Source organism: Alcanivorax hongdengensis A-11-3, from assembly GCF_000300995.1.
Classification (GTDB): domain Bacteria; phylum Pseudomonadota; class Gammaproteobacteria; order Pseudomonadales; family Alcanivoracaceae; genus Alcanivorax; species Alcanivorax hongdengensis.
On record NZ_AMRJ01000035.1, the window covers coordinates 1 to 23,463 of the forward strand.

Sequence of the window (23,463 nt, forward strand, 5' to 3'; positions counted from 1 at the left end):
AAACCGTCCGTGGAAACGGGGTAGAACCCTTGCAGCTGTTTTTGCTGCTTTGGATAAGGGATATAAGGTTAGCTACACCATAAGCTATACAAAAACCGCGGTTTCAGTTGGATGGACATGGACACACTTGGACGAAAGTACGAACTTCATTGACACACTTCGTCATTAAGACCGGTTACAGATAACAATTAGTTCAGTACTTCAGATTAAAGACTTCAGTTCAAAATTAAGATCACGCAATGCTTTAGCGCTGATGCTTTTGCGTTGCTGCACCAGCTTCTTGCCCACCATGAAAGCAATAGGCAGATTGACTGCATCAACAGCAATGACACACCCCTCGCATAGATAGAAAACTGCAAATTCCTTGTCAGTGATGTTGCCACGTAGTACGCGCTGGTCATGATTCTGCGACAACCCTACCATCTGCAGGCGAACGTCATACTGGTTCGACCAGAACCAGGGGGCGCTATCGTAGGGCTTCTCCTCGCCCATAAGAGTCGCCGCCGCCGTACGCGCTTGATCCACAGCGTTAGCCACAGATTCAAGGCGCTGCCTCTTGTCGAAGAATAGATTCCGGTGGCGGGTACAATCGCCGATTGCCAAGATGTCAGGATCATCGGTGCGAGTAAATTCATCAACGACAATGCCGTCATCACATAGCAGGCCAGCATGCTCAGCCAAGGCTGTTTCCGGTACTACACCAATTGAGACAAGCACAATATCCGCTGACACCCTGCCCCCAGCGGCCAAGGTGACGCCAGAGACACGCCCCTTACCGTCTGATTCAAAACCGGTTACGGCCGTGTCCAGGCGCACATCAACGCCGGCATCCGTGTGTTTGGCGTAGAAAAACTCTGAAATTTCTGGCCCCGTAACACGCTGCATCAGTCGATCAGCAGCTTCCAGGACGGTAACATTAACACCCTGCTTGGTCGCACTGGCTGCTACTTCAAGTCCGATATAGCCGCCCCCCACGATGACCAGGCGTTTACCGGGTGCTAACTCACTACGCAGGGCATCCGTGTCCGCGATATCATGCAGATAATGAATGCCTTTCAATTCTGAGCCCGGCGCGTTAAGGCGGCGAACATGTGAGCCAGTGGCCAAGACCAGTCGGTCGTACTGCAAGGTGCTCTGATCTGACAAAATGAGGTTTTTGTCGTCTCTGTTAATCTGTTCTACGCGCACGCCGAGTCGTAATTGCTGCCCCGCATTCTCGTAGACAGAGGGCGATTTAAGGTATAACGACGTCTGATCAACCTCCCCCGCCAGATAAGTCTTGGACAAGGGCGGCCGCTGGTAGGGAGGGTGCGGCTCTTCGCTCACCAAGACCACTTCGTTTGGGTATTTTTTTTGCAGCAAGGCGGTCAGAAGTGTTCCTGCTGCGTGTCCACCACCAATGATGACAGTGGTCTCTTTCTTTTTGTTGGTCATATCTTGTCTCTTTCTATGTGTCCTGTAACCGAGTTATCCACTTACCAAAAACTTAGTGAAGAAAAAGAACCTGTAATATCCAGCGAACTAAGAACATCATGCCTGACCGCCTGTCATCGCGGCGTCCTCAAGAATCATCGCAGCGCCTTTCTCACCGATCATGGTCGCCGGCTGATTAGTATTCCCACCAACCAGTGTTGGCATGATGGAAGCATCAACCACCCGCAACGATTGCAAACCGTGCACACGAAGTCGGGAATCCACCACAGCCATCGGCCCCCTCCCCATCTTGCAGGTGCCGACCGGGTGATATGCCGATTCGCCGTTGCGACGCACCCAGTCGGCGAGATCGACGTCCTCCTGTACGGACTGGCTTGGTGAAAGCTCTACGTCCTGGTGCTCATAAAATGCACGCTGCATCAATATCTTACGAACAATCCTTACCCCACGAACGAGCTGCTCGACATCGGCAGGTTCAGCCATATAGTTGGGATCAATCAACGGGGCTGCCAGAGGATCGGCACTGTGTAAACCAATACGGCCACGGGACAAAGGCCTGAGCCCATAGAGCATCACTATGTAGCCATAACCGCTCATCGCGGTTCTTATGTCACGTCCGTGATCGGCGTATAGCATTGGCCCGAAATGCAATTGCAGATCGGGCATCGGCAACTCTGGCCGGGAACAGATAAACGCACCGGCCTCAGCGCCGTTGCTCGACAGTGCTCCGCGACGGCCCCATAGGTATTGCAGCAAGGCCCACGCACCGTTCAACCAGTAGCTGGGGTGCATCGAGATACTATGGCGGCTGCGTGCCTTGACCCGGACGAAAACATCAATATGGTCCTGGAGATTGCGCCCCACCCCCTCCAGTGCATGACGTAGCTCAATGCCATGCCGAGCAAGTTCCTCGCGGGGACCGATGCCTGACAACATAAGCAGTTGCGGCGAATTGAATGCACCACCGCAGAGGACAACCTCCCGTCTGGCATGCGCTCTAACCAAACGCTTTGCGTGACGATACTCGACACCAATAGCGCGAGCACCCTCAAATAGCACGCGGGTAACATGTGCATCGCTGCAAATGGTCAAGTTAGATCGCCCCGCCGCAGGCTCAAGATAAGCACGCGCATTACTGCAACGGGAGCCGTCTTTCTGGTAGGCGTAGTAATAACCGACACCTTCCTGATCAGGACCGTTGAAATCCCGATTACGCCGATACCCCGCCTGTACTGCGGCCTCGACAAACGCCGTACTCAACGGGTTGGTATAACGCCGCTCCGCCACATTGAGAGGGCCATCCTGACCATGGAACCCTTCTGTATCCGGCACCATCTCAGGCTCGTAATGTTCTGACTTACGAAAATACGGCAGCACCTCGGCGTATGACCAACCGTTACACCCCTGCCGTGCCCACTCGTCGTAGTCTCTGGCGTGACCACGGATATAGACTTGGGCGTTAATCCCACTCGAACCGCCAAGCATCTTGCCCCGCGGCTGGAACAATGAACGACCGTACATGTGCCGCTGTGGCTCAGTATAGAACTGCCAGTTGAAACGGCGACTGAACATCAACTGCAAAAATCCAAGAGGCGTGCTGACGAAAGGGTTGCGGCGACTCTCTGGCCCGGCTTCGAGTAGCAACACCGTATAGAGGCCACTCTCAGACAAACGATTGGCTACCGCACACCCTGCCGACCCAGCCCCCACAACGATATAATCGAATTTTTCAGTCGCCAGTCCGGTCAAACCTTTCATTAATTTTTTTCCGTCAGTTTGACCATCAACTTGGAATAGCCGCGCACGAAGTTGGACTGTACACGCTCCGGGTCACCAACCACTTCGATATTCTCGAAGCGCTTGAGCAGCTCTTCCCACAAAATGCGCAATTGCAGTTCGGCCAAGCGGTTACCCATACAACGATGAATACCGTAGCCAAAAGAAATATGGTTCCGTGCGTCCTTGCGATCAATAATGAGTTGGTCGGGGTTATCAAACTTGCGTTCGTCCCGATTACCCGAGGCATACCACATTAACACCCGGTCGCCTTTCTTGATGGTCTGGCCACGAAGTTCTACATCCTGTGTCGCCACCCTACGCATGTTGGCCAGTGGAGTTTGCCAACGAATGATTTCCGAAACCATGTTAGGAATCAGTTCCGGATTCGCCTTCAGCTTGGAGAATTCCTCGGGGAATTGATTCAAGGCCAAAACACCACCACTCATGGAATTCCTTGTGGTGTCATTGCCGCCAACGATAAGCAGAGCCAGATTCCCGATAAACTCCATCGGTCGATTGATAAGGTCTTTTGTATCGTCGTTGCTCTGCAGCATACTGATCAAATCGAAACCGGGTTCTTCGCCGGAAGCACGTCGCGCCTCCTTGTCTCGCCACAGCCTGGAGAACGCCCTCGCCATATCTGCCGCGTCATCAAACATGACATCTTCGTCGGTAAATTCTCCACCCGTGGCGGATGCCGCGCCAGACAAACGATCAGACCATTCAACGAGTTTGTGACGATCCTCATAAGGGAAATCCAGCAACGTAGCGAGCATACGGCCAGTCAGTTCTTTGGACACCGCCGGCACCCAATCGAAAGGTTTATCCAGAGGCAAGCTGTCTAGCACTTCCGCCGCACGAGAACGAATCAGCCCTTCCATTTCTTTAAGGTTTTTCGGAGCAACGACGCCCTGCACCGCTCGGCGCTGTACATCATGTTTGGGCGGATCCATGGCGATAAACATTTCCACCGATAGTCCGTCCGGTGGATCACCCAGAATAATTTGCGGCTCAGAGGAAAACAGTTCATGGCTCTTGTCGACGAACAAAATATCTTCATAGCGCGTTATTGACCAGAAAGGCCCGAATGGACTGTTCTTCTGGTAATGTACCGGAGCTTCATCTCGTAACCGCTTAAAATAGGCGCGCCACTGATCTTGTCGATACAGAAAAGGGTTGCTGGTGTCGATATCTTCCAGTGCCAAGGTGCTAACATCAGGCAGGGGAGTTTCGACAAACTCCATTTGTGTGGAGCGAGAACCCACGGCCTTTCTCTTTGCCTTCATCAACATTTTCATGGTTTTAATCTGAAAATGCATTGGCACCACTTTCGACGAAACGTTGAAAACCTTGGTCTGCAAACTATTGCTTGAGCTTGTTTTTGTTGACATAGCTTTCTCCCTGCTTACATCTGGAATTCGGGCAAATGCACGGTCATACCGTCCATCGCCTCAGTAATTTCTACCTGGCAGCCCAGACGCGAGGTTCTCGCCCGCTCCGGGGTCATGGACAGCATCTGTTCTTCCGCGTCACCAACCGTTCCGGTATTGCCGAACCACTCATCGGCAACAATCATGTGGCAGGTACCACAGGCGCACTCGCCGCCACAATCACCATCGATACCTGGCACGGCGTTATCAACCGCAACTTGCATAAGCGTAGAACCCGCCCTGAATTCCGTCACATGCTCGGTATCGTCATGTTCAATAAAGATAATTTTTCCCACAGCGCGTCTCCTAGTATTTATGTCTAACCTGAAGATTGGCTATATAGCGGCATGCCAGCGAGGACATTTCTTGACAGGACAGGGACATTTAAAGACAGTAATGACTTCCCGAGGAGAGGCTAATGGCAATAACTACGCAGAGTGATAGCTTGCAAAGCGTGGATGCTGATATCCCATCGAACTACTCACGCCTTATCGCCCGTGAACTTGGTCTGAGTGCACGAGGGCTGCCCCGACTCCTGCGCAACACAGATGTGGATGTTACGCAATTACTCAAAGATGAGAGTCGACTCACCGCAACCCAACAGATCCAGATCTTGCGTAATGCTTTGGATCTATCCGGTAAACCAGAGTTCGGCTTGCGGTTGGGCAGGCGCCTCACCCCGGCAACCCATGGGGTGATGGGCTTTGTTGCTAACAGCAGCCCCGACCTTTATACCGCGCTGCAAGCCGTTCACACTTTCCTGCCTACGCGAGCAAGCTTTATTCAGGTGAACTTGCAAAACACTGAGGATTATCTGGAATGTGTTGTGAGCTTTCAGGTAGCGATGGACAACGACGTGGAGCGCTGCTTGGCAGATACTGTGATCAAGGCTTTTTTTGAAATTGGCGAGTTCATCGTAGGTCGCCCATTGTATGAATCAGAGGTTCATTTCCCCCATCCAGCCCCCGTCTACCAGGACATGTACCGGGAGTATTTACCAGGCAAAGTTTACTTCGACTGCAATCACTTCAAACTAAAATTAGCAATGGAGTTATGTCGAAAGCCGAACGCATCAGCCAATCATGAAAGCTATCATCTGGCCTTTCAGCAGTGCGAATCCATGCTTGCGCGCCTTCAGAACCCTGAACCGGACTATCGGACTCGGCTACAGAAAATGATGCTTTCCCGACCACCCGGGACACTGAGTGAAGATGAAGCCGCCGCCTCCCTCTTCATGAGCAAACGCACCCTTGCACGGAAGCTCAAGAAAGAAAACAGCAGCTTCAGAAAGATTCGCGATGAAGTGCTATCCAGGCAAGCAGCAAGCTATTTATGCGAGAGTCAGCTCTCGGTCGAAGCAACCGCTACACTGTTGAATTATCATGACACTGCCAGCTTCAGACGGGCGTTTAAACGCTGGTTTGGTCAGACTCCTGATCAGTACAGACAAAGGACGGGCACATAAGCCGTGCTGACAGTCAGCAATCAGCGCTGGTCATGACTTCTCATTCAATAGATCGTCTAGCGCTTGAGCACACCGTCTTTAATTACCACCCACACAAAGTCACCGATATCTTTTACGGTATACCGCCCGCCCTCGTTAAACCATGTTGCGACCCAATTTAACGCTCCCAAGCCGATAAGGCGCAAAAGGTCACGATCTACATCCGCACGAATCAGGTTTTGAGAGGACAAGGATTGGATCATAGCAGACCAAAGAAGTTCGTATCTGTCTCGTAGATCAATCATTTCCTTGCGTGACTGGCCCTGCAAGGAGCGCCATTCAAAAAGGAGCACATAGACCATATCCGAACCGCCGACCAGTAACTCAAGGTGAGCATTAATGCCCTGACGCAACTGCTCAAGTGGTTCACTCTCCCCCCGAATAGCCTCAGACAAAGCTGTGGAGGCTTGCTCAAGCGCAAGACGCATCAGGTCTACCAGGATGCTTTCCTTGGAGGGATAACGGTAATGCAGGCTGCCAGGCAACATGTCACAAGCTTCGGCAATTTCTTTAACGGTGGTTTTATCGAACCTCTTTTGACGAAATAGACGTGCCGCAGCACCGAGCACAAACTCTCGATCCGCTTGCGCTACCGGTGTTACCTGATTTTTCTTTCTTCCCACAAGCCACTCCCATACTATAAGCCTTTGATTCTAGCATTCCTTTTAAAGTCGGCCCAGCCTTCCTGGCCGATGGCACTATTCGATCTATACAGATAAAAACACGCTGTCTACCTTATAATCTTGAATTTGGTTGGTCATACAAATAAAGTCCAATGAATGCACTTTACTTGGGAGCGATCCAATGGCTCTGGCAAACCGCAAGATTGGTTACGACGAGGTTGTAACCCGTGACATTCACTTTCCCATGAACATCGAAAACGTGGCTCGCCACTGGTTTCGCAACGACCCGTGGTCCACTCACTGGATGAATGCCATTCTCGCCGCCGTCCCCGACGGTGAACGCTGGGTGATGAATTCTGCAAGACGGCAGCTTGGCAAGCTTGACGATCCAGAAGTGCTGAACGCAGCTAAAGAATTCATTCGCCAGGAGCGCATTCATGCTCGTGAGCACGATGAAATGAACGCCATCGGCGTGCAACACGGGGTTCCCATCGACAAGGTTGAAGGCGTGTTCAAGCTGATCCGTAAGCAACTCCAACACCGCCTCAGTGACGATATGCAGAGCTCCATCGCAGCGGCGTTTGAACATTTCACGGCCATTATTTCCTCGGTACTGCTTGAGCACCCGGAGCTGTTTGACGAAACCCACCCGGATTTGCGTGCCATGCTCTACTGGCACTTTGTCGAAGAAACCGAGCACAAGAGCGTCAGTTATGACGTCTTCGTCGATGCCAGTGGTGGTGGCTACCGCAGTTACCGACTGCGTATCAGTGGCATGCTACTGGCCATTGCCCTGGGCTTCCCCATTATGATCGGCAACCAGACCTATCTGCTCTACAAGGATCGTCAAATTCTGAATTTGTGGTCCGCCGCCAAAATGACCAAAGTCCTGTTCTGGCGTCCCGGCATTCTTTCCAAGGTACTCGCTGGCGTGCCCCCCTATTTCTCCCCCACTTTCCACCCGTGGGATGACGATAACCGTGATGTAATCCGGATCTGGAAACGCGCCTACGAAAGAACTGGCGACCCTCATAAGGCCTATCAAGCGCTCAGAGACCACCGAGCCAACAATGTACACGGTACATTCGAAACGCCACAACCTGAACCCGCATGGGGGCAGGCATGAAAAAGAAACCCTTGCACCCGTCAACTCAGGCGGCAGCTGTCATCACCGGGGCGGGTAGCGGCATCGGTCGTAGCTTTGCTTACGAAGTTGCCCGTCGAGGCGGTTCGGTACTGTGTGTCGATATCAATGAAGAGCGCGCCGAACAGGTGGCGATCAGCCTGCGAGCACTCGGTACTCACGCGGTAGCCCTGGGGTGTGATGTCGGCGATGAAAAACAGATGGCATACCTGGCGGAAAATGCCGAGCCTTTGCTCGGCAGGCCGGTAACCCTGGTAATCAACAACGCCGGCGTCGGCCTCGGTGGCCCAATCGGCGAGGTGTCACTTGAAGATTGGCACTGGTGCATGAACGTCAATCTATGGGGAGTTATTCACGGCTGCCATTATTTTGCCCCTCAGCTTCGCGATCTGGGCTATGGAGGCATCATCAATGTGGCCTCTGCTGCCGCATTCGGGTCCGCCCCGGAAATGGCCGCCTACAACGTCACCAAGGCGGGGGTGCTGGCCCTGTCCGAAACGCTGTCTTCTGAACTGACCGGTACCGGCGTAAAAATCACGGCCCTGTGCCCAACCGTGGTCCCGACCAATATCGTCGAGAATGGGCGCCTGCCTGAACGTCGCCGTGACTTTGCCCGTTCAGCGATGACCCGCTATGCCCTCACCAACGCCGACCAGGTGGCCCGACAGACCCTCAGTGCCCTTGATCGAGGTGAGCTTTACATGCTGCCACAAATTGACGGCCGGCTTGCCTGGCGGTTGAAACGCCTGACGCCACGACTATACGCCCGCGCGATTGGCGAAGCTTACAGAATGCTGGCTGATTAAACCGCATTAGTGGAAACGAAACACGCAAGGAATTCAATATGGCCTCCATTCCTACAACAATTTTGAAGCTACTTTTTCGCGCCGGCATGAAGCGTGATATACGCGACCCGGACAAACTGGTAAGACATCTTCGCAGGGTGATGAACGCGCCTTTGGCCCCCTCTCTGCTGCCACGCGGAGTGCGACTCAAGCGAGGCAAGGTTGCAGGAATAGCTGGCCACTGGCTAGGCACCGCAGACCCACAAATCACCATACTCTACCTGCATGGTGGCGCCTTCATCGGCGGGCGGCTTGATACCTATCACCACTTTTGTGGCCGTTTGGCTCACGCCCTGAATGCGCGGGTCTTTCTTCCGGATTACCGACTAGCCCCTGAGCACCCCTTCCCGGCAGCAACGGATGACGCCTTTAATGTGTATCGTGAACTGATCGCAGACCCTCGCCCTGTGGTCATTGCGGGAGACTCTGCGGGAGGCAACCTGACGTTAGTCACATTGCTGCGTGCCCGTGATCAGCTGCTGAAAATGCCGGCTTGCGCCCTCGCCATTTCGCCGGCATCGGATGCGCGAGGCACCCTGATGTCCAGACAGGCGAATAGCGACAGCGATACCATGCTTTCCCATGGCATGATTGAGGTGGCAACGGATATCTATCTGGCCGGCGCGGACCCCGCTCACCCGTATGCCTCACCAATCACCGCGGATTTCACCGGCTTGCCCCCTCTACTTTTCACTGTCAGTAGCGAAGAGTGTCTGCGCGACGATACCCATGCAGCAGCACAATGCGCGCGAGATGCGGGGGTGCCCGTGCAGGTTCTGGAGCGCGATGATATGCCGCACGTGTGGCCCGTATTCACCTTTTTGCTACCAGAGGCAAAGCAGGACTTCCCTACCATCGTCCGAATTCTGGAAAAGTATCTGACCAGCAATAACGTCGGCAAAGCCCCATCCCAAACGGTCAATGCTAGCGATAGCGCCATAGTTGAGGTTGCATCATGAATATGGCTGCTGTTGCAATCCATAACCCTCGTCCCAGCGTTACTCCTGATCATGAAGTCATTATCATCGGCGCGGGAATTTCTGGAATTGGTGCGGCAATCCAGCTGCGTGCCGATGGCATCAAAGATATCTTGATCCTTGAGCGAAGCAAGGATGTGGGAGGAACCTGGCGCGACAACCGTTATCCGGGAATCGCTGTCGACATTACCTCGTTTACCTATTCATTTTCCTTCGAACAAAACGCAAATTGGTCTCGCGTTTTTGCGCCGGGAAACGAGCTTTACCAGTATACAAGACAGGTAACAAGCAAGTATGGCATCTACCCACTGATTCGCTTTGGTGTCGAAGTCGCTAGCGCCCGTTTTGATCTCGACAGCCATGTCTGGTTGATCGATCTTACGGATGGCAGGCGACTTAGTGCACGCCATATTGTCTCGGCCTGTGGCGGTTTGATATCACCCAAGATGCCAGATATTGAAGGGCTTGATACGTTCCAGGGCAATGTCATTCACACTGCACGCTGGCCAGATGACCTTGATCTTAGTGACAAGCGAGTAGCGGTAATAGGCACTGGCGCCACTGCAGTGCAACTGATTCCGAAAATTGCCGGCAAGGCCCGCCAATTGGATGTCTACCAGCGCACCCCCATCTGGGTACTGAAAAAACCCGATCATAGCCTGCCCGGCTGGCTCAAGACTCTGTTCCGAACCGTACCGGGCCTGCAACGCACCCTTCGGGGCGCCACCGATACCGCCAGTGAAACCCTGATGGTGCTTTCAGCAATTTATTATCGCCAGGCCCCCTGGCTGGTCCGCATGTGCGAAAAGGCGGGCATAAACAACTTGCGCGAACAACTGCCCAACCGCAAAGACCTGTGGGAGAAACTGACACCGAAATACGGCTTCGGCTGTAAAAGACCAACCTTCTCCAACGACTATTTCCGCACCTTCGGCCGGGACAACGTCGAGCTGGTGACGACGCCGATCAAACGCATCACCTCCCGTGGCATCACCACCGAAGACGGCCGCTCACGACGCATAGATACCTTGATCCTCGCCACCGGTTACAAAACCTTCGAGAAAGGAAATATTCCCTCGTTCGACGTCATCGGCAGCAACAACATCAATTTGGGCGATTTCTGGCATGACTACCGTTACCAGGCCTATGAAGGGTTGACCATTCCGGGCTACCCGAACTTTTACATCATGCTCGGTCCCTATGCCCTTATCGGCACCTCTTACTTCAAGATGGTCGAAGGGAATGCCATCCACCTCTCTCGCTGTATTCGCGAAGCCAACCGACGTGGAGCCAGCCAAGTGGAAATACGTCAGTCCGTCCATGACGCGTATTTCCGCAATATCCAGAAACGCCAGCAAAACACCGTGTTCCTTAACCACAACTGCGCGCTGTCGAACAGTTATTACTTCGACCATCATGGTGACGCGCCAATGCTGCGGCCCTCTACCTCTCTGGAAATGCTGTGGCGAGCCAAGCATTTACCGATGGATCACTACCGGTTCAGTGTACTGGCCGGGCACACTCCCAGCAGACACGACGGCGGGAGACAAGCCTGTGAGCCACATCCCCAGCTGCCAGAGAAGGGCATTCCGGCAAAACAAACAGATAACAATTCTCAGTGACTGTGCCAGAGAAAGTGTGGAGCCTGCTTGTACATGTCACGCCAGCAGAGCTCTCCAGATCCAGTTGACCGTGCGCTTTAGCGCTGCCCAGGAGGCGTTACACCACTCGATAACCCATGCCTGGTCAGCAACAGAACACGGCATCTCGTCATAGACGACGACTGGGCGTCACGCATTAATGTGTGACATTACCGGAGCGCCAGAGCACAACGTCATTACAGTCATGGACACAGACAGCTAAGCCTGAGACCAATATTGGTTGTTTAACCAAACAAACAGAAAATCAGAACAACTCACCATCTATAACCAGAACAGCCCCCTTTAGGAGCCTGAAATGTCTGCAAAAAAAACAAAACGGTTACCTCTCCTTTTCTTCACGTGCACTACAGCATTGCTCTCACCCGGCTTGGCCATTGGCGGTGCTGGCGACGGAGCGAGCACTTATGGGCTAGGCCCGATGAATGCCGGCACTGCCTTGGCATTCAGTCCTTTTGCATCCAACAGCTGGTCGGTGTACTACAACCCGGCCGCCATGGCCCGCTCCCCGGAGGGCGAACTGGGAGTCATTGTGCAGTATGGCGACCAGGAATTACGTGCCAAATCACTGGGAGGAACAGACCCTTTGGAGCGAGAGAATGATATCCTCTCTGACACCAGTTCCGAACTATTATTAATCGGCTTCAAAAGCCGCGTCGCCGGCATTTCCAGCATCGACAAGCCCATTTACTTTGGCCTGAACGTGGGTGTAGACCAATACACATCCAACCTATTGCCCTATCAGGCCAATACCAGCCAGAAAGGGCAGTTTCTACGCTATGAATCTCAGCCACTTTATCTCGCCTTTGGTGGCGCTATCAGCAACGTCCTGAGGGGCGTTGACGTCGGCGCATCAGCACGTCTTACCCTCCAGGCCAAAGCCAACCTGGAAGCAGTTTCAGACCTTGGCGGCAACACAGACTCTGAAAAACTTTCCCTGGAAGCCTCTCCATCCCTATCACCGGCACTAGGTATCAATATCCGCTCTGGAGAAATGTTCTGCGGTACAAGCGAGTGCATGCCTTTTGGAATGGATAAGATGGAGCTGGCTCTTTTCTGGCGGGGGGAAAGTAGCTATGAGGTATCCGTGGATGCCAATGTGGTTGTGCCGGGAGTTATCCCTGAACCAGGCCTGAGCCTAGCGCTTAGTACAATTGATACCTATCAACCTGAAGTTCTCGGCGCAGCCATTTTGCTTCCCGTTGGCAAATTCGAATTGACGGCAGGCATTGAGCGGCACAATTGGTCTGCGCTTGAAAGCGAGTTTGCCGACGATACTATTCGCGATCAGGCTAATCTAGCGTTTGACGACATCACCATTCCCCGAATTGGCGTTAGCTATCAGTGGTCGGAGTCCTTGAAACTCTTTGCCGGCGCAGCCCTGGAGGACTCACCTTTAAAATCCAGCCGATCCCAGGACGTTAACTATCTTGACACCGATAAAAAGGTTTTCGGTCTGGGTGCCAGCTACCGTCTGTCCAGCGCGCCAATAATAGATATGCCATTAGAACTCTCCTTCGCTTACCAGTATCAAATGCTGGATGAAGCTGATTTCGAATTGACCTCCATCAACTCTTCCACCGATCCAGCCCCTTATGAAACGGTAAGGGCTGATGGTGAAATAAACGTATTTTCTTCCTCCCTGTCGCTAAAGTTTTAACAACAGGCATGCGATTAATACCAGGAGAAGAGCAATGAATAATAACCCCATCACAATCCACCAGTTTCTGATTAGTCTGGCGGTCGCCATAGCAGCCCTTCTGACCGGGTGCGGTGGCGATCAGGGCGATGTAAGCAATCCCTGGAGCACACCAGAGACATTAATTTTTTCTTACCCTTATCCTGGCCAGACCGAGGTTCCAGCTACCGCGCCAGTAATCCTGCGATTTTCCTCTGCACTTGAGCAAGAGGTTATTGATGACATTGACTCACGCCTACAGCTGGTCAGTGATACTGATGGGAATACCGTCATGGTTGACTATCAGGTGGTAGACAATGGCAGAGGCCTGGCCCTGTATCCTCAATCGCGGCTGGCTCCGGCGGAAGCGTACCATCTGGTTGTCAACGATGATGGCCTTGGAGCCATTGATGATAACTCCGTGGCCCGCGTTCGGTTTCGGACTGCAGGCAGTCAAGCCGGCGCATCGCAAACCATGGGAAGCGGCTCTTTCACCCTGCTTTCAGCCACTCCTCTAGACCAACCGTCATTGCTAGAGCCGATTGATGATGCCAGCCATCCCAACGACATGAGCACCTTCAGGATGTCGTTTAACCAAACGGTTGATCCGACCAGCACAGCATATGGCGAAACCGGATCGGTTCAACTTCGTGACAACCTCGGCAAGTTGGTTCCCGCATCGCTATTTTTGCAGGGTCGTTACCTGACACTGGATCCTGACCAGGATCTGAAACCTGTGGAACACACACTAACGATTGCTGGGCTGCGGGCCCAGACTACCGGTGAACAGTTGCCGGAGTACAATCGGACTTTTGTTCCGGAAGCCACTCTTCCCCGTGCTACATCCGTTCTAAAAGTTGGCAGTCTTGGAGCTGAGCAACCTGGACTAGTGTCAACTTTAACCGGCAACCCGATCAATCAGGTGCCAGTACAATCCTTTGTGCTGGGAGATGAATCATTTACCGGGTTGAGCGGGGATCTAGCTGCAGATCTGGCTTTTGCTCCCAACTTTCCTAATGCCGTTCCACTGCGAGTACCCGCTGGTTCCGTACTCCGAGGCACCCCCGTGGACGTCAATATACTGGGCGAAATACCGTCCGGGCTGGAAACCGGTGAAGTCACCATCACGATACTCAGCGACGCTAATGGGTATCTGATCCCTAATCCATTCAGTGATTCCCCATCGGTTCCCCGCTATGCCCTGCTTAATATGGACGCAGCAATGACTGCAGCAGGTCAAGAGCCCAATGCGGCTCTCAGCCAGAACCTGCTTAATGTGCAGGTAGCGGGTTTAGCCGTTGTAAAGGATGGTGTACTAGTACTGGATGCGGTCAGTGTGGTTGAACCTGATGTACTGGGCCTGGAGAAGGCATCCGGTCTGCTCTCATTCCGCATGGAGGCCTATCAAAACCAGCGCCAAGCGCCTGCCCCAAGCCAAGACACTCGACCCTTGCAGCTTCAGTCTTGGGCACCGGGAGAAACGTTCCAACCCAATGCAAGGCCTGGTGACCCCGTTATCCTGAACTTCAACAAACCATTAGACCCAGCTTCGGTGTTCCTTGACGGTGCCGTACAGGTTTCTGTTGATGATGTAGTAAAGACGTACCCAATACGTCACGATGGAGCCACGATCATCATCGGAGGAGATATCCTTCAACACGGAAAAGACGTCGAGCTCACCCTCACCAGCCTGCTCCGAGATACGCAGGGAAACCCGCTCAACCAGGACCAGACACTCAACATCCGCCTACCGGACTTCGTGCTTCCCAATGGCAGCACCAATGAGCTACGTGCACCACTTGTCGCTGCTGTTTTTCCCGGTTACCCCTGTGCGTTAACCGATGTCGATCTTACCGGCGAAAGAGAGACTTGGCGCAATGGCCGATGTGTAGGAGGTAAAAATAGCGACCCGCTCTATCCTGTACCGAATATGTTCAAGGATTTTAGTATTCGAGTCATCTTTAGCCGCAGTATCGACGGCGACACGGTTAATGATCAGACTTTTGTTGTTGAACACTTCGATACCGTTAATAACGTATGGCAACCCGTCAATGGTCGCCATAAAGTACTTTCACAGCGAATCGAATTTTTACCGAACAGTCCCTGGCGGGTTGGTGACCTTTACCGTTATACCCTGCACTCCGAGGAAGGAGCGCCGAACTGTGGAGTCAACGCCATATGTTCAAATGATGGAGCCCCTCTGCAAACACGGCAAATTTCTCAGTCCAGCTCCACAGCGCCTGGCCTTAGACAAGGAGGTCCGGACCTGACCAATCACTTTGTGGTAACAGGAGAAGAGGACAGGATTACCCGCGTATCATTACGGTCACTACCTGTAGCGGATGTCAACGCGAACCTCAGTCTCGATGACAATGAGCAAGGTGCGGTACCCGATGGTAACGGCGGTGCCATTGCCGATGCCAACTACCTACAGCTTAGGCTAAAAAACAAATCGGGAGTAATAACCCATGCCAACATTGGCTGTGGTATAGGCGACGATTGCCCGGAAAAGAAATTTGCCTTTGTCGGGTCAGGCGCCTTGCAAGCCGGGGTAAGCCAGTATGAGCCGGATGTCACCATCAACCGACGCCTCATCGACAGCGACCCAATGACATCAAATGAAGTCACCGGCGCCGTCATTGCCAAAGTCTTCCCTACCGTTCTCTCAACGACCAGTGTCTTTCTGGAAGCTCGCGCACTGGGATTAATCACAATACCGCTGGACACCGGTCCTCTGGTACTTCGATTGGGATACGAAAACAATCAACCCATTACGGGCTATATCACCGAAACCCCGGATGGCCCCTGGTTCAGTACTACGTTTGATCTCATGGTGGATGCACCAGAGTTAGAACCACGGCTAATTATAGAACTCGGGCATGACATCCGCAGCAAAGTAATTACCGGAGTCACCCTCGAAGGCCCCCTGCGCTTTGTCGATGATGGTCGTCTGATTCTCAAAGTCCGTAACCCCGACCCTCTCATCATACCGGCCAACATTGATCTCTTGGGAATCGGCTTGGCGGGTGTTGAGCTGGAAGTCCCCCCCCTCGGCGTAGATCTGACCTTTACCTTTTTGCCGGTAAAAGATTTTTAATATATTCCCCTTGTGCTAACGCACTTTCATGCCCCCTTTATGGGGGCTTTTTTCTGTCCTCACCGTATGCCACACCGCTGAATGATCATCAATATCGTCAAATAGGACTTTTCTTTGTGTAGAAGAAACGCTAATATTTGGTTGTTTGGCCAAATAAATAAATGCCTATAATGATGCATCCTCACGACAGCCTCGCAAGCCTTGCCTACAGCGATTCAAAGCACTCACCGGAATCTGGCAGGGATATACAGTTCCCGGGAAACGGCGGGTTGGTTCTTAGTGCAACCCAGTTCGGGGACCCGAAGTCACCGCAGGTGCTTTTGCTGCATGGCGGCGGACAGACCCGTCATGCCTGGGCGCACACGGCAACAGCTCTGGCCAGATCAGGGTACTGCGCTACCTGCATTGATGCCCGCGGTCATGGTCAAAGCCAGTGGTGCCCTGAAGGGGATTACAGCGGCACCGCGCTGGTATCAGACCTCCGCGCCATCATCCAATCACTTCCCACATCACCTTATATCGTGGGAGCGTCAATGGGCGGACTGACGGCCATGCTTACCCTTGGGGAGGAGCCCCCCTTGCCCTGTCGAGGTCTGGTACTGGTGGATGTGGCCCCACGGCTTGAGACCAAAGGCGTTCGCCGGGTGATTGAGTTCATGCGCCGCCACCCTGACGGTTTCGACTCTCTGGATCAGGTTCAGGATGCCGTGGCTGCCTATAACCCAACACGAAAAGCACCATCAAGCTCACAGGGCTTGCGAAAAAACCTCCGCCAGGACGCTAATGGCCGTCTCCATTGGCACTGGGATCCTGCGTTTCTTGATCATGCGGTAATCCCTGAAGCAAATGAAGGCATGTTCGGCCGAGCGCGACTCAATCTTGCAGCAAGCAAACTCAAATTACCGATATTACTCATCCGCGGCCATCACAGTGATGTACTCAGCGAAGCAGGAGCCCAGGAATTATTAGCCCTCGTGCCACATGCCAAGTACCGAGTAATCCATCAAGCAGGTCATATGGTAGCGGGTGACCGCAACAGTATTTTTACCGGAGCAGTGCTGGACTTTCTTCAGCACCTTGACCCGCAAGGAAATCACATACGCTCCACCGATCGGAGACTTACACCATGAAACATAAACACCTCGACGTGCTGATCATTGGCGCGGGCCTTTCCGGCGTCGGTGCGGCTTGTCACCTAAGCCGCAAGTGCCCAGATCTACGCTATGGCATCCTTGAGCGACGCAAGCGCGTTGGTGGCACCTGGGATTTATTTCGCTATCCCGGCATCCGTTCGGACTCCGATATGTTCACACTCGGCTATAACTTTCGGCCTTGGACAGACACCAAGATGCTTGCCGATGGCCCCTCTATTCGCAATTACATCGAAGAAACCGCTGAGCATCATCAGGTCCACAAGAAAATTCATTTTGGCCTGAAAGTCACTGCCGAGGACTGGAGCAGCGAATTCAATCGCTGGACGGTTACCGCGTTGAACGAGGAAACCGGTGAAGAAGAAGTTTTCACCGCTGGGTTTGTCCTCAACTGTACCGGTTATTATAACTATGACGCCGGCTACACACCGAAAATTCCTGGAATCAATCGCTTTGGCGGCGACGTAATTCACCCGCAGCACTGGCCAGATAACTACGACTATACGGGTAAGCGAGTTGTCGTGATCGGCAGCGGCGCCACCGCCGTAACACTGGTGCCCGCGATGACCGACCGCGCTGCGCATGTCACCATGTTACAGCGCTCCCCTACTTATGTTGCCTCCGTCCCTGAGCAAGATCTCATCTCGAAAAACCTGCGCCGAGTACTGCCAGAAATGCTTGTTTACCGCATGGCGCGCACACGCAATATCCTGCTGCAGAGAACCGTATTTAACCTATCGATTCGTAAGCCCAAAGCGATCCGCAGATTACTGCTGGCCGCTGCTCGCAAACAACTGGGGCCGGATATCGACATGAAGCATTTTCAACCTCACTACAACCCATGGGAGGAACGAATGTGCGCAGTTCCCAAGGGGGATCTGTTCAAGGTGCTTCGTGAAGGCAAGGCTTCCGTGGTGACGGATCATATAAAAAATGTCACCAAAACCGGTATAAAACTGGAATCTGGGGATTGGATACCTGCCGATATTATCGTCACAGCTACCGGTCTGGATTTGCAAATGTTGGGCGGCGCAGAGCTACGTGTTGATGGTACGCACGTCAATCTCTCAAACACCATGATGTACAAAGGCTTAATGCTGGAAAAAGTGCCTAATATGGCACTGGTCTTTGGCTATACCAACGCGTCCTGGACCCTCAAGGCAGATATTGCCTCCGAATTTGTTTGTCGGCTTCTCAAGCATATGCGCAAGACAGGCGCAGAAAAGGTGACCCCTATCGACGAGGAAGGGTGTGGCTCTGATGTCAACTTTCTCAACCTTCGATCTGGCTACATTCAACGTGCTGATGACCGCCTGCCACGCCAAGGCAACAAAGATCCTTGGCAAAACCTCAACGATTATCTTCACGACCTGCCGGCGCTTCGTTATGGAAAAATGAATGATGGCCACCTTAAATTCGAAACGACAAACCTACATAAAACGAAACGCAATCTCGTCCAAAAACTTCTGAGCAACACATCAATATAGAGGCGCAACGATGAAATCATTTTCAGGAAAAGTCGCGGCGATCACTGGCGCCGGGTCGGGCATCGGGCAAGCCACGGCGATTGCTCTAGCAAAAGAAGGTTGCCACTTAGCGATCTCTGATATCAGCGAAGAAAGCCTAGAGAAGACGGTCGAATTACTGGCAGGCTACGCCGTCAACATCAGCACTCATGTTGTTGATGTCAGCAACAAAAATGCGGTTTATCAATACGCGGAAGATACCGTATCAACACACGGAAAAGTAAATCTCATCATGAACAATGCCGGTGTGGGACTGGGTGAGACCGTCGAGAACATGAGCTATGAAAACTTTGAATGGCTGATGAATATCAATTTCTGGGGTGTCGTATACGGTACAAAGGCATTTCTTCCCCATCTCCAGAAAATAGGTGAAGGCCATATCGTCAATATCTCCAGCGTTTTCGGCATTATCGGTGTTCCAACCCAGTCAGCCTACAACGCCGCAAAATTTGCTGTTCGCGGATTTACAGAATCATTACGTGAAGAGCTGGATATCGCGGGCGGCCTTGTCAGCGCGACTTGCGTTCATCCAGGTGGAGTAAAGACTAACATCGCGCGTAATAGTCGCATGGGAGACATGGGCAGCATGAACATGGGCGACAAAGAAGAGATTGCCAGCATGTTCGAAAAAATTGCCATGACCACACCCGAAGCTGCCGCTAGAACCATCCTGAAAGGCGTGCGGAAAAACCGGCGAAGAGTTTTGGTAGGCGGTGACGCGGTCATGCTGGACACCACACAGAGACTGATACCCACAGGCTACCAACGCTTGCTTGAAATTATGTTTAAAAAACAGCAAAGCAGCAAAAATAAAAAAACGCATCAGGGGATGGCCTGACATTTTTCTCTTTAACTATCACATTATTGATTGGAGGCGATATGCGCTCGTCTAATACGGTAAAAAGCATTAAGAAACTCAGCGGCGCGCTGGTGGGCATTCCACCGCGTCATATCAATTTTCAATTTCCGGATTCCATTCCAAAGTATTTTTATGCTGGAAATGCCACAGCAACGACTTTCTTTGCCATGCTCTCCGGTTTTTTCCCACCTGGTGAACGCTATTTCATGGAGTCCGTTAGACACTTTCGTGGTCAGGTTAAGGACGAATCTCTACGGGCGGCCATATCGGGCTTCATGGGGCAAGAGGCCATTCACGGACGAGAGCACGACAGGCTGAACCAGATTCTCGCCGAGTACGGCTATGACATGCAGTCGCCAGATCGGTTTGTCAAAATTGGCTTGGCCATACTAGAGAAGTTGCCGCCGAGCACTCGGCTAGCCGCCACCACGTTTATGGAGCACTTTACTGCGCTTCTCGCCGAGCAGCTACTTGAAGACGAGAATTTTGTACGCCAGGCAGACCCTGAAATGATCAAAATATGGCAGTGGCATGCGCTCGAAGAGCTGGAACACAAATCTGTTGCCTACGACGTATATGAGCTTATTGGTAACAGCCGTACAGAGCGCGTGGCTGCAGCCCTCGCCTCGATGGTCGTCTTGCTGCCGATGCTGGGCATCACCTGGAGCTGGATGCTTGTCAAAGACGGCCAGCTCGGCAACATCAGCGATAATGTTAAAGGTCTGAATATTTTGCTAGGTCGTAACGGGTTTGTATCGCAAATCCTTTCGCGCCTTCCTGAGTTCATTCAGCCGGATTTCCACCCTGATCAACATGACACCAAAGGGCTGGAAAAACTGTGGCGTGAGAAGTTGTTCGCTGAAGGTGGCCAACTGCATGAGCTGTATAGCAATCCGGCGGCATAATAATGCTCAAGGGGGTTTAGGGAACCTCTGAATAGTTGACGACTCTGTCACCACCGTTTGCTAAAAGACACACAAAAAAATGCCGGAATTGCTTCCATGCAACTCCGGCATTACACCTTTTATCATAGCTTTTCTCTAGCCGATCTTTATTGCGCATCCTCTAGAATGAATTGTGCCGCTCGCTCGCCAATCATCATACATGGCGCGTTCGTATTACCACTGATCAACAGTGGCATGATCGAGGCATCGGCGACACGCAACCCCTTCACACCGTTTACCCGCAGACGGACATCCACCACCGCTTTTTTATCACTACCCATTCGGCAAGTGCCGACGGGATGGTAGATTGTTTCAGCGCGCTGGCGAATATCCGCGTCAATCTGTTCATCACTCTCCACGCTGGAAGCCGGTTCGTCATCAGCGCCAAAAGCAGAGCTGAAAGAATGACTGTGAAACACTTTTCTGGCTAGTTTCACGCCTTCACGGAGCACAAGAATATCGTCAGGATGAGAAAGATAGTTTGGGTCTATCAAAGGCGCAGCAAATGGATCGCTATTGGCCAATCGAATCTGTCCTCGACTCTTAGGCCTGAGTTGGCACACATGAATCGTACAACCAAACCCTGGCGTCAACTGACGTCCATGATCTCGAAGATAAGCCGGTAAAAAGTGTAGCTGAGCATCCGGACGATCCGACTCGCTGAGCAGGCTGACAAAAGCCCCTGCTTCCGCCGCGTTACTGGCAAGAAAGCCGCGCCGATGACGAAAATACTGGTAGAAGGCACTAATCAGCCGAGGTATAAAAAACGGTGACATGCCGATTGATTGACGGCTTTTGTCCTTGATCATGACGGTCATATCAAGGTGATCTTGAAGGTTCTCCCCAACTTCCGGCGAGTCTTGCAAACAGGTGATGCCGATTTTCGATAGGTGCTCTCGCTCTCCAATACCCGACAACATCAGCAACTGAGGGCTATTGATCGCCCCACCGGACAGGATGACTTCTTTGTTCGTACGAATGACCGATTGAGCACCATCACTATCACAAATTTCGACGCCAATCGCCCTGCCGCAATCCAGTAACACCTTGGTTACCTGCACATCCGTCATGATGTGCAGGTTATCGCGGCCACGTGCAGGATCCAGGAAAGCACGCGCGGCACTCCATCGGCGCCCTTCTTTTTGTGTTACCTGAAACCGGCCAAAGCCTTTCTGTTCCGGCCCGTTAAAATCATCGTTTCGGGTATAACCCAGCTCTTCACCGGACTTAATAAACAGCGGGGTTAACGGGTTAACATCCCTGACTCGGGTAACATTCAGTGGCCCACCCACACCATGCCAATTGTCAGCGGAGTATTGTTCATTGTTTTCATGTGCATTGAATACCGGCTGCACATCTTTCCACGCCCACCCTGTTGCGCCTTGCGCTGCCCAGTCATCATAGTCTTGTTGTTGGCCTCGAATGTAGACCATGGCATTGATTGAGCTGCTGCCCCCCAGTGTTTTTCCTCGCGGCCAGTAGAGGCGCCTTTTATTAAGGTGACTCTGTGGCGCGGTGTCGTAGCCCCAGTTTCGCTTTCCTTGTTTAATTAGACCGATGAGTCCAAACGGAATATTAATAAAACCGCTATTATCGTGGGGGCCGGCCTCAATAAGACAAACGGAATACTTGCCGCACTCGCTTAACCGGTTGGCAAGAACACAGCCCGAAGAGCCCGCCCCCACGACGATAAAATCAAACGACTTCATTTTGCTTCTCCCCCGCCTGAATAAACCGTGACATGTGGTGCTCTCGGTCGCCATGACTCAATGATGCATGTGTCACCAGACGGAAGTAATGGCCAATGTTCAGCTCTTCCGTAACACCAACGCCACCATGGATCTGGATACCTTGCTGAGTGATACCAACGGCCCGGTTTGCGTAGTAAGCCTTTGCCGCCGCTGTCGCGCGCCCGCGCTCACAGACGTTTGCGCTCTCTCCTTTTACTGACACCATCAAGAGCATGGATTCCAGCTGCTGGAGATCAATAAACGCATCAACAAGGTAGTGCTGGATTACCTGAAAACTGCCAATCGTTGTACCAAACTGTTTACGCGTTCGAGCGTATTCCAGAGTGGCCTGATACACCTCTCGGCAGGCGCCGTACATACGTGCGCAGTCCAATGCGCACAGATAATCGAACCAGGCAGAAACCGCTTGCTTTGCCGCATCACCACGACACAAAACCATTTCGTCTGTGATGAGCACATCATCAAGCGTCAAACTGGCAGCACGGCTTCCATCGAGCAGTCGATATCTTTCAACGTCACAGGCGTCGAAAGGTAGCGCGACAATGGCCAACTCATCACCAGACATAGCGGAGACGAGCACGGCGTCTGCAACGCCACCATCAGACACAACGTGCTTCTGCCCGGAAAGTCGTTCTCCGTTTAGCCTCAAGGAAGGGTTCAGCACGTGATAACCGGCATGCCGGTCATAAAGACCGCAAGCCACACGTGCCTCACCAGAAATAATGCGATCAAGCAACGCCAAGGATGTTGGCGTATTGGCGAACTCCAATAACTTGCCGGGGGAAACAATTAAATCGACAAAAGGGTCAAGACAAAGCGCGGCTCCTAACTCCTGAACAATGGCGCACACGTCAAGCAATGAGCCGCCATACCCTCCAACAGATTCAGCAAACGGAAGGCCAAACCAACCCAAATCATTCATGGCCTGCCAGCGATTCGCTTCAAGGTGATTACTCTCATTCAACTGTGCAATGTAGCTGTCAAATGAATAGTTGTCTTTAAGATAACGGCGCGCGGTATCCGCAATCATGGTGGTATTTTCGGGTAACTTGAAATCCATTTT

General features: G+C 52.4%; 18 protein-coding genes. 11 read left to right on the plus strand and 7 right to left on the minus strand.

All coding sequences use genetic code 11. From position 1 onward, the window contains the following. Positions 1 to 201: 201 nt before the first annotated feature. The 4 genes from A11A3_RS15270 to A11A3_RS15285 form a co-directional block, all read right to left on the minus strand. Positions 202 to 1,434 carry an NAD(P)/FAD-dependent oxidoreductase gene (locus A11A3_RS15270; protein ID WP_008930231.1) on the minus strand — a complete coding sequence of 411 codons (1,233 nt, stop codon included), beginning with the start codon at positions 1,432 to 1,434 and terminating at the stop codon, positions 202 to 204. 96 nt (positions 1,435 to 1,530) lie between these two features. After that, positions 1,531 to 3,192: a GMC family oxidoreductase gene (locus A11A3_RS15275; RefSeq protein WP_008930232.1), complete on the minus strand. Its 1,662-nt coding sequence runs from the start codon at positions 3,190 to 3,192 to the stop codon at positions 1,531 to 1,533. Beyond that, positions 3,192 to 4,604, minus strand: coding sequence for a cytochrome P450 (locus tag A11A3_RS15280; RefSeq protein ID WP_008930233.1), 1,413 nt, complete (start codon positions 4,602 to 4,604; stop codon positions 3,192 to 3,194). The genes A11A3_RS15275 and A11A3_RS15280 overlap by 1 nt, the downstream gene beginning before the upstream one ends. Positions 4,605 to 4,618: 14 nt before the next feature. Further along, positions 4,619 to 4,939 (minus strand): 2Fe-2S iron-sulfur cluster-binding protein, encoded by a 321-nt coding sequence (locus A11A3_RS15285; protein WP_008930234.1) that lies wholly within the window; start codon positions 4,937 to 4,939, stop codon positions 4,619 to 4,621. 122 nt (positions 4,940 to 5,061) lie between these two features. On the opposite strand from A11A3_RS15285, the gene cypR reads away from it, so the two are divergent. Beyond that, positions 5,062 to 6,108 (plus strand): transcriptional regulator CypR, encoded by a 1,047-nt coding sequence (cypR, locus tag A11A3_RS15290; RefSeq protein ID WP_008930235.1) that lies wholly within the window; start codon positions 5,062 to 5,064, stop codon positions 6,106 to 6,108. A 56-nt stretch (positions 6,109 to 6,164) separates the two neighbouring features. On the opposite strand, the gene A11A3_RS15295 is transcribed toward cypR, so the two are convergent. Beyond that, the gene (locus A11A3_RS15295) at positions 6,165 to 6,770 is read right to left on the minus strand and encodes a TetR/AcrR family transcriptional regulator (RefSeq protein WP_083851788.1); all 606 of its coding nucleotides are present in this window, start codon (positions 6,768 to 6,770) and stop codon (positions 6,165 to 6,167) included. Positions 6,771 to 6,951: 181 nt separating this feature from the next. Between A11A3_RS15295 and A11A3_RS15300 the strand changes: the two genes are divergently transcribed. The 10 genes from A11A3_RS15300 to A11A3_RS15340 all read left to right on the plus strand — a co-directional run bounded on the left by A11A3_RS15300 (position 6,952) and on the right by A11A3_RS15340 (position 20,610). Then, positions 6,952 to 7,896, plus strand: a complete 945-nt coding sequence (locus A11A3_RS15300; RefSeq protein WP_008930237.1) for a metal-dependent hydrolase — start codon at positions 6,952 to 6,954, stop codon at positions 7,894 to 7,896. Beyond that, positions 7,893 to 8,720, plus strand: coding sequence for an SDR family NAD(P)-dependent oxidoreductase (locus tag A11A3_RS15305; RefSeq protein ID WP_008930238.1), 828 nt, complete (start codon positions 7,893 to 7,895; stop codon positions 8,718 to 8,720). Before A11A3_RS15300 ends, A11A3_RS15305 begins: the two co-directional genes overlap by 4 nt. A 38-nt stretch (positions 8,721 to 8,758) precedes the next feature. After that, positions 8,759 to 9,718, plus strand: coding sequence for an alpha/beta hydrolase (locus tag A11A3_RS15310; protein WP_008930239.1), 960 nt, complete (start codon positions 8,759 to 8,761; stop codon positions 9,716 to 9,718). After that, positions 9,715 to 11,358, plus strand: coding sequence for a flavin-containing monooxygenase (locus tag A11A3_RS15315; protein WP_040297294.1), 1,644 nt, complete (start codon positions 9,715 to 9,717; stop codon positions 11,356 to 11,358). The genes A11A3_RS15310 and A11A3_RS15315 overlap by 4 nt, the downstream gene beginning before the upstream one ends. 334 nt (positions 11,359 to 11,692) lie before the next feature. Beyond that, the gene (locus tag A11A3_RS15320) at positions 11,693 to 13,054 is read left to right on the plus strand and encodes an OmpP1/FadL family transporter (protein WP_008930241.1); all 1,362 of its coding nucleotides are present in this window, start codon (positions 11,693 to 11,695) and stop codon (positions 13,052 to 13,054) included. A gap of 34 nt (positions 13,055 to 13,088) precedes the next feature. After that, on the plus strand, positions 13,089 to 16,169 hold the full coding sequence (locus A11A3_RS15325) for an Ig-like domain-containing domain (RefSeq protein WP_008930242.1): 3,081 nt from the start codon (positions 13,089 to 13,091) through the stop codon (positions 16,167 to 16,169). A gap of 173 nt (positions 16,170 to 16,342) precedes the next feature. Then, on the plus strand, positions 16,343 to 17,299 hold the full coding sequence (locus tag A11A3_RS17580; protein WP_008930243.1) for an alpha/beta fold hydrolase: 957 nt from the start codon (positions 16,343 to 16,345) through the stop codon (positions 17,297 to 17,299). After that, a complete protein-coding gene (locus A11A3_RS15330) occupies positions 17,296 to 18,807 on the plus strand; it encodes a flavin-containing monooxygenase (RefSeq protein ID WP_008930244.1) in 1,512 nt (503 codons plus the stop codon). Before A11A3_RS17580 ends, A11A3_RS15330 begins: the two co-directional genes overlap by 4 nt. Positions 18,808 to 18,817: 10 nt before the next feature. Next, entirely contained in the window at positions 18,818 to 19,684 is an 867-nt protein-coding gene (locus A11A3_RS15335) for an SDR family NAD(P)-dependent oxidoreductase (RefSeq protein WP_007150445.1), read from the plus strand. A 41-nt stretch (positions 19,685 to 19,725) separates the two neighbouring features. After that, positions 19,726 to 20,610: a metal-dependent hydrolase gene (locus A11A3_RS15340; RefSeq protein ID WP_008930245.1), complete on the plus strand. Its 885-nt coding sequence runs from the start codon at positions 19,726 to 19,728 to the stop codon at positions 20,608 to 20,610. A 146-nt stretch (positions 20,611 to 20,756) separates the two neighbouring features. Here A11A3_RS15340 and A11A3_RS15345 read toward each other — a convergent pair whose 3' ends face one another. Both A11A3_RS15345 and A11A3_RS15350 read right to left on the minus strand, forming a co-directional pair. Continuing rightward, positions 20,757 to 22,358, minus strand: a complete 1,602-nt coding sequence (locus A11A3_RS15345) for a GMC family oxidoreductase (protein WP_008930246.1) — start codon at positions 22,356 to 22,358, stop codon at positions 20,757 to 20,759. Next, positions 22,345 to 23,460 (minus strand): acyl-CoA dehydrogenase family protein, encoded by a 1,116-nt coding sequence (locus A11A3_RS15350; RefSeq protein ID WP_008930247.1) that lies wholly within the window; start codon positions 23,458 to 23,460, stop codon positions 22,345 to 22,347. The genes A11A3_RS15345 and A11A3_RS15350 overlap by 14 nt, the downstream gene beginning before the upstream one ends. Between the last annotated feature and the right edge of the window lie 3 nt (positions 23,461 to 23,463).

What these genes read in the sequence shown, in the direction of transcription:
- A11A3_RS15320 (WP_008930241.1), top strand. Translation starts at nt 11,693, where the DNA reads ATGTCTGCAAAAAAAACAAAACGGTTACCTCTCCTTTTCTTCACGTGC.
- A11A3_RS15310 (WP_008930239.1), top strand. Translation starts at nt 8,759, where the DNA reads ATGGCCTCCATTCCTACAACAATTTTGAAGCTACTTTTTCGCGCCGGC.
- A11A3_RS15340 (WP_008930245.1), top strand. Translation starts at nt 19,726, where the DNA reads ATGCGCTCGTCTAATACGGTAAAAAGCATTAAGAAACTCAGCGGCGCG.
- A11A3_RS15330 (WP_008930244.1), top strand. Translation starts at nt 17,296, where the DNA reads ATGAAACATAAACACCTCGACGTGCTGATCATTGGCGCGGGCCTTTCC.
- A11A3_RS15345 (WP_008930246.1), bottom strand. Translation starts at nt 22,358, where the DNA reads ATGAAGTCGTTTGATTTTATCGTCGTGGGGGCGGGCTCTTCGGGCTGT.
- A11A3_RS15280 (WP_008930233.1), bottom strand. Translation starts at nt 4,604, where the DNA reads ATGTCAACAAAAACAAGCTCAAGCAATAGTTTGCAGACCAAGGTTTTC.
- A11A3_RS15270 (WP_008930231.1), bottom strand. Translation starts at nt 1,434, where the DNA reads ATGACCAACAAAAAGAAAGAGACCACTGTCATCATTGGTGGTGGACAC.
- A11A3_RS15315 (WP_040297294.1), top strand. Translation starts at nt 9,715, where the DNA reads ATGAATATGGCTGCTGTTGCAATCCATAACCCTCGTCCCAGCGTTACT.
- A11A3_RS15350 (WP_008930247.1), bottom strand. Translation starts at nt 23,460, where the DNA reads ATGGATTTCAAGTTACCCGAAAATACCACCATGATTGCGGATACCGCG.
- A11A3_RS15300 (WP_008930237.1), top strand. Translation starts at nt 6,952, where the DNA reads ATGGCTCTGGCAAACCGCAAGATTGGTTACGACGAGGTTGTAACCCGT.
- A11A3_RS15335 (WP_007150445.1), top strand. Translation starts at nt 18,818, where the DNA reads ATGAAATCATTTTCAGGAAAAGTCGCGGCGATCACTGGCGCCGGGTCG.
- A11A3_RS15275 (WP_008930232.1), bottom strand. Translation starts at nt 3,192, where the DNA reads ATGAAAGGTTTGACCGGACTGGCGACTGAAAAATTCGATTATATCGTT.
- A11A3_RS15325 (WP_008930242.1), top strand. Translation starts at nt 13,089, where the DNA reads ATGAATAATAACCCCATCACAATCCACCAGTTTCTGATTAGTCTGGCG.
- cypR (WP_008930235.1), top strand. Translation starts at nt 5,062, where the DNA reads ATGGCAATAACTACGCAGAGTGATAGCTTGCAAAGCGTGGATGCTGAT.
- A11A3_RS15305 (WP_008930238.1), top strand. Translation starts at nt 7,893, where the DNA reads ATGAAAAAGAAACCCTTGCACCCGTCAACTCAGGCGGCAGCTGTCATC.
- A11A3_RS17580 (WP_008930243.1), top strand. Translation starts at nt 16,343, where the DNA reads ATGCATCCTCACGACAGCCTCGCAAGCCTTGCCTACAGCGATTCAAAG.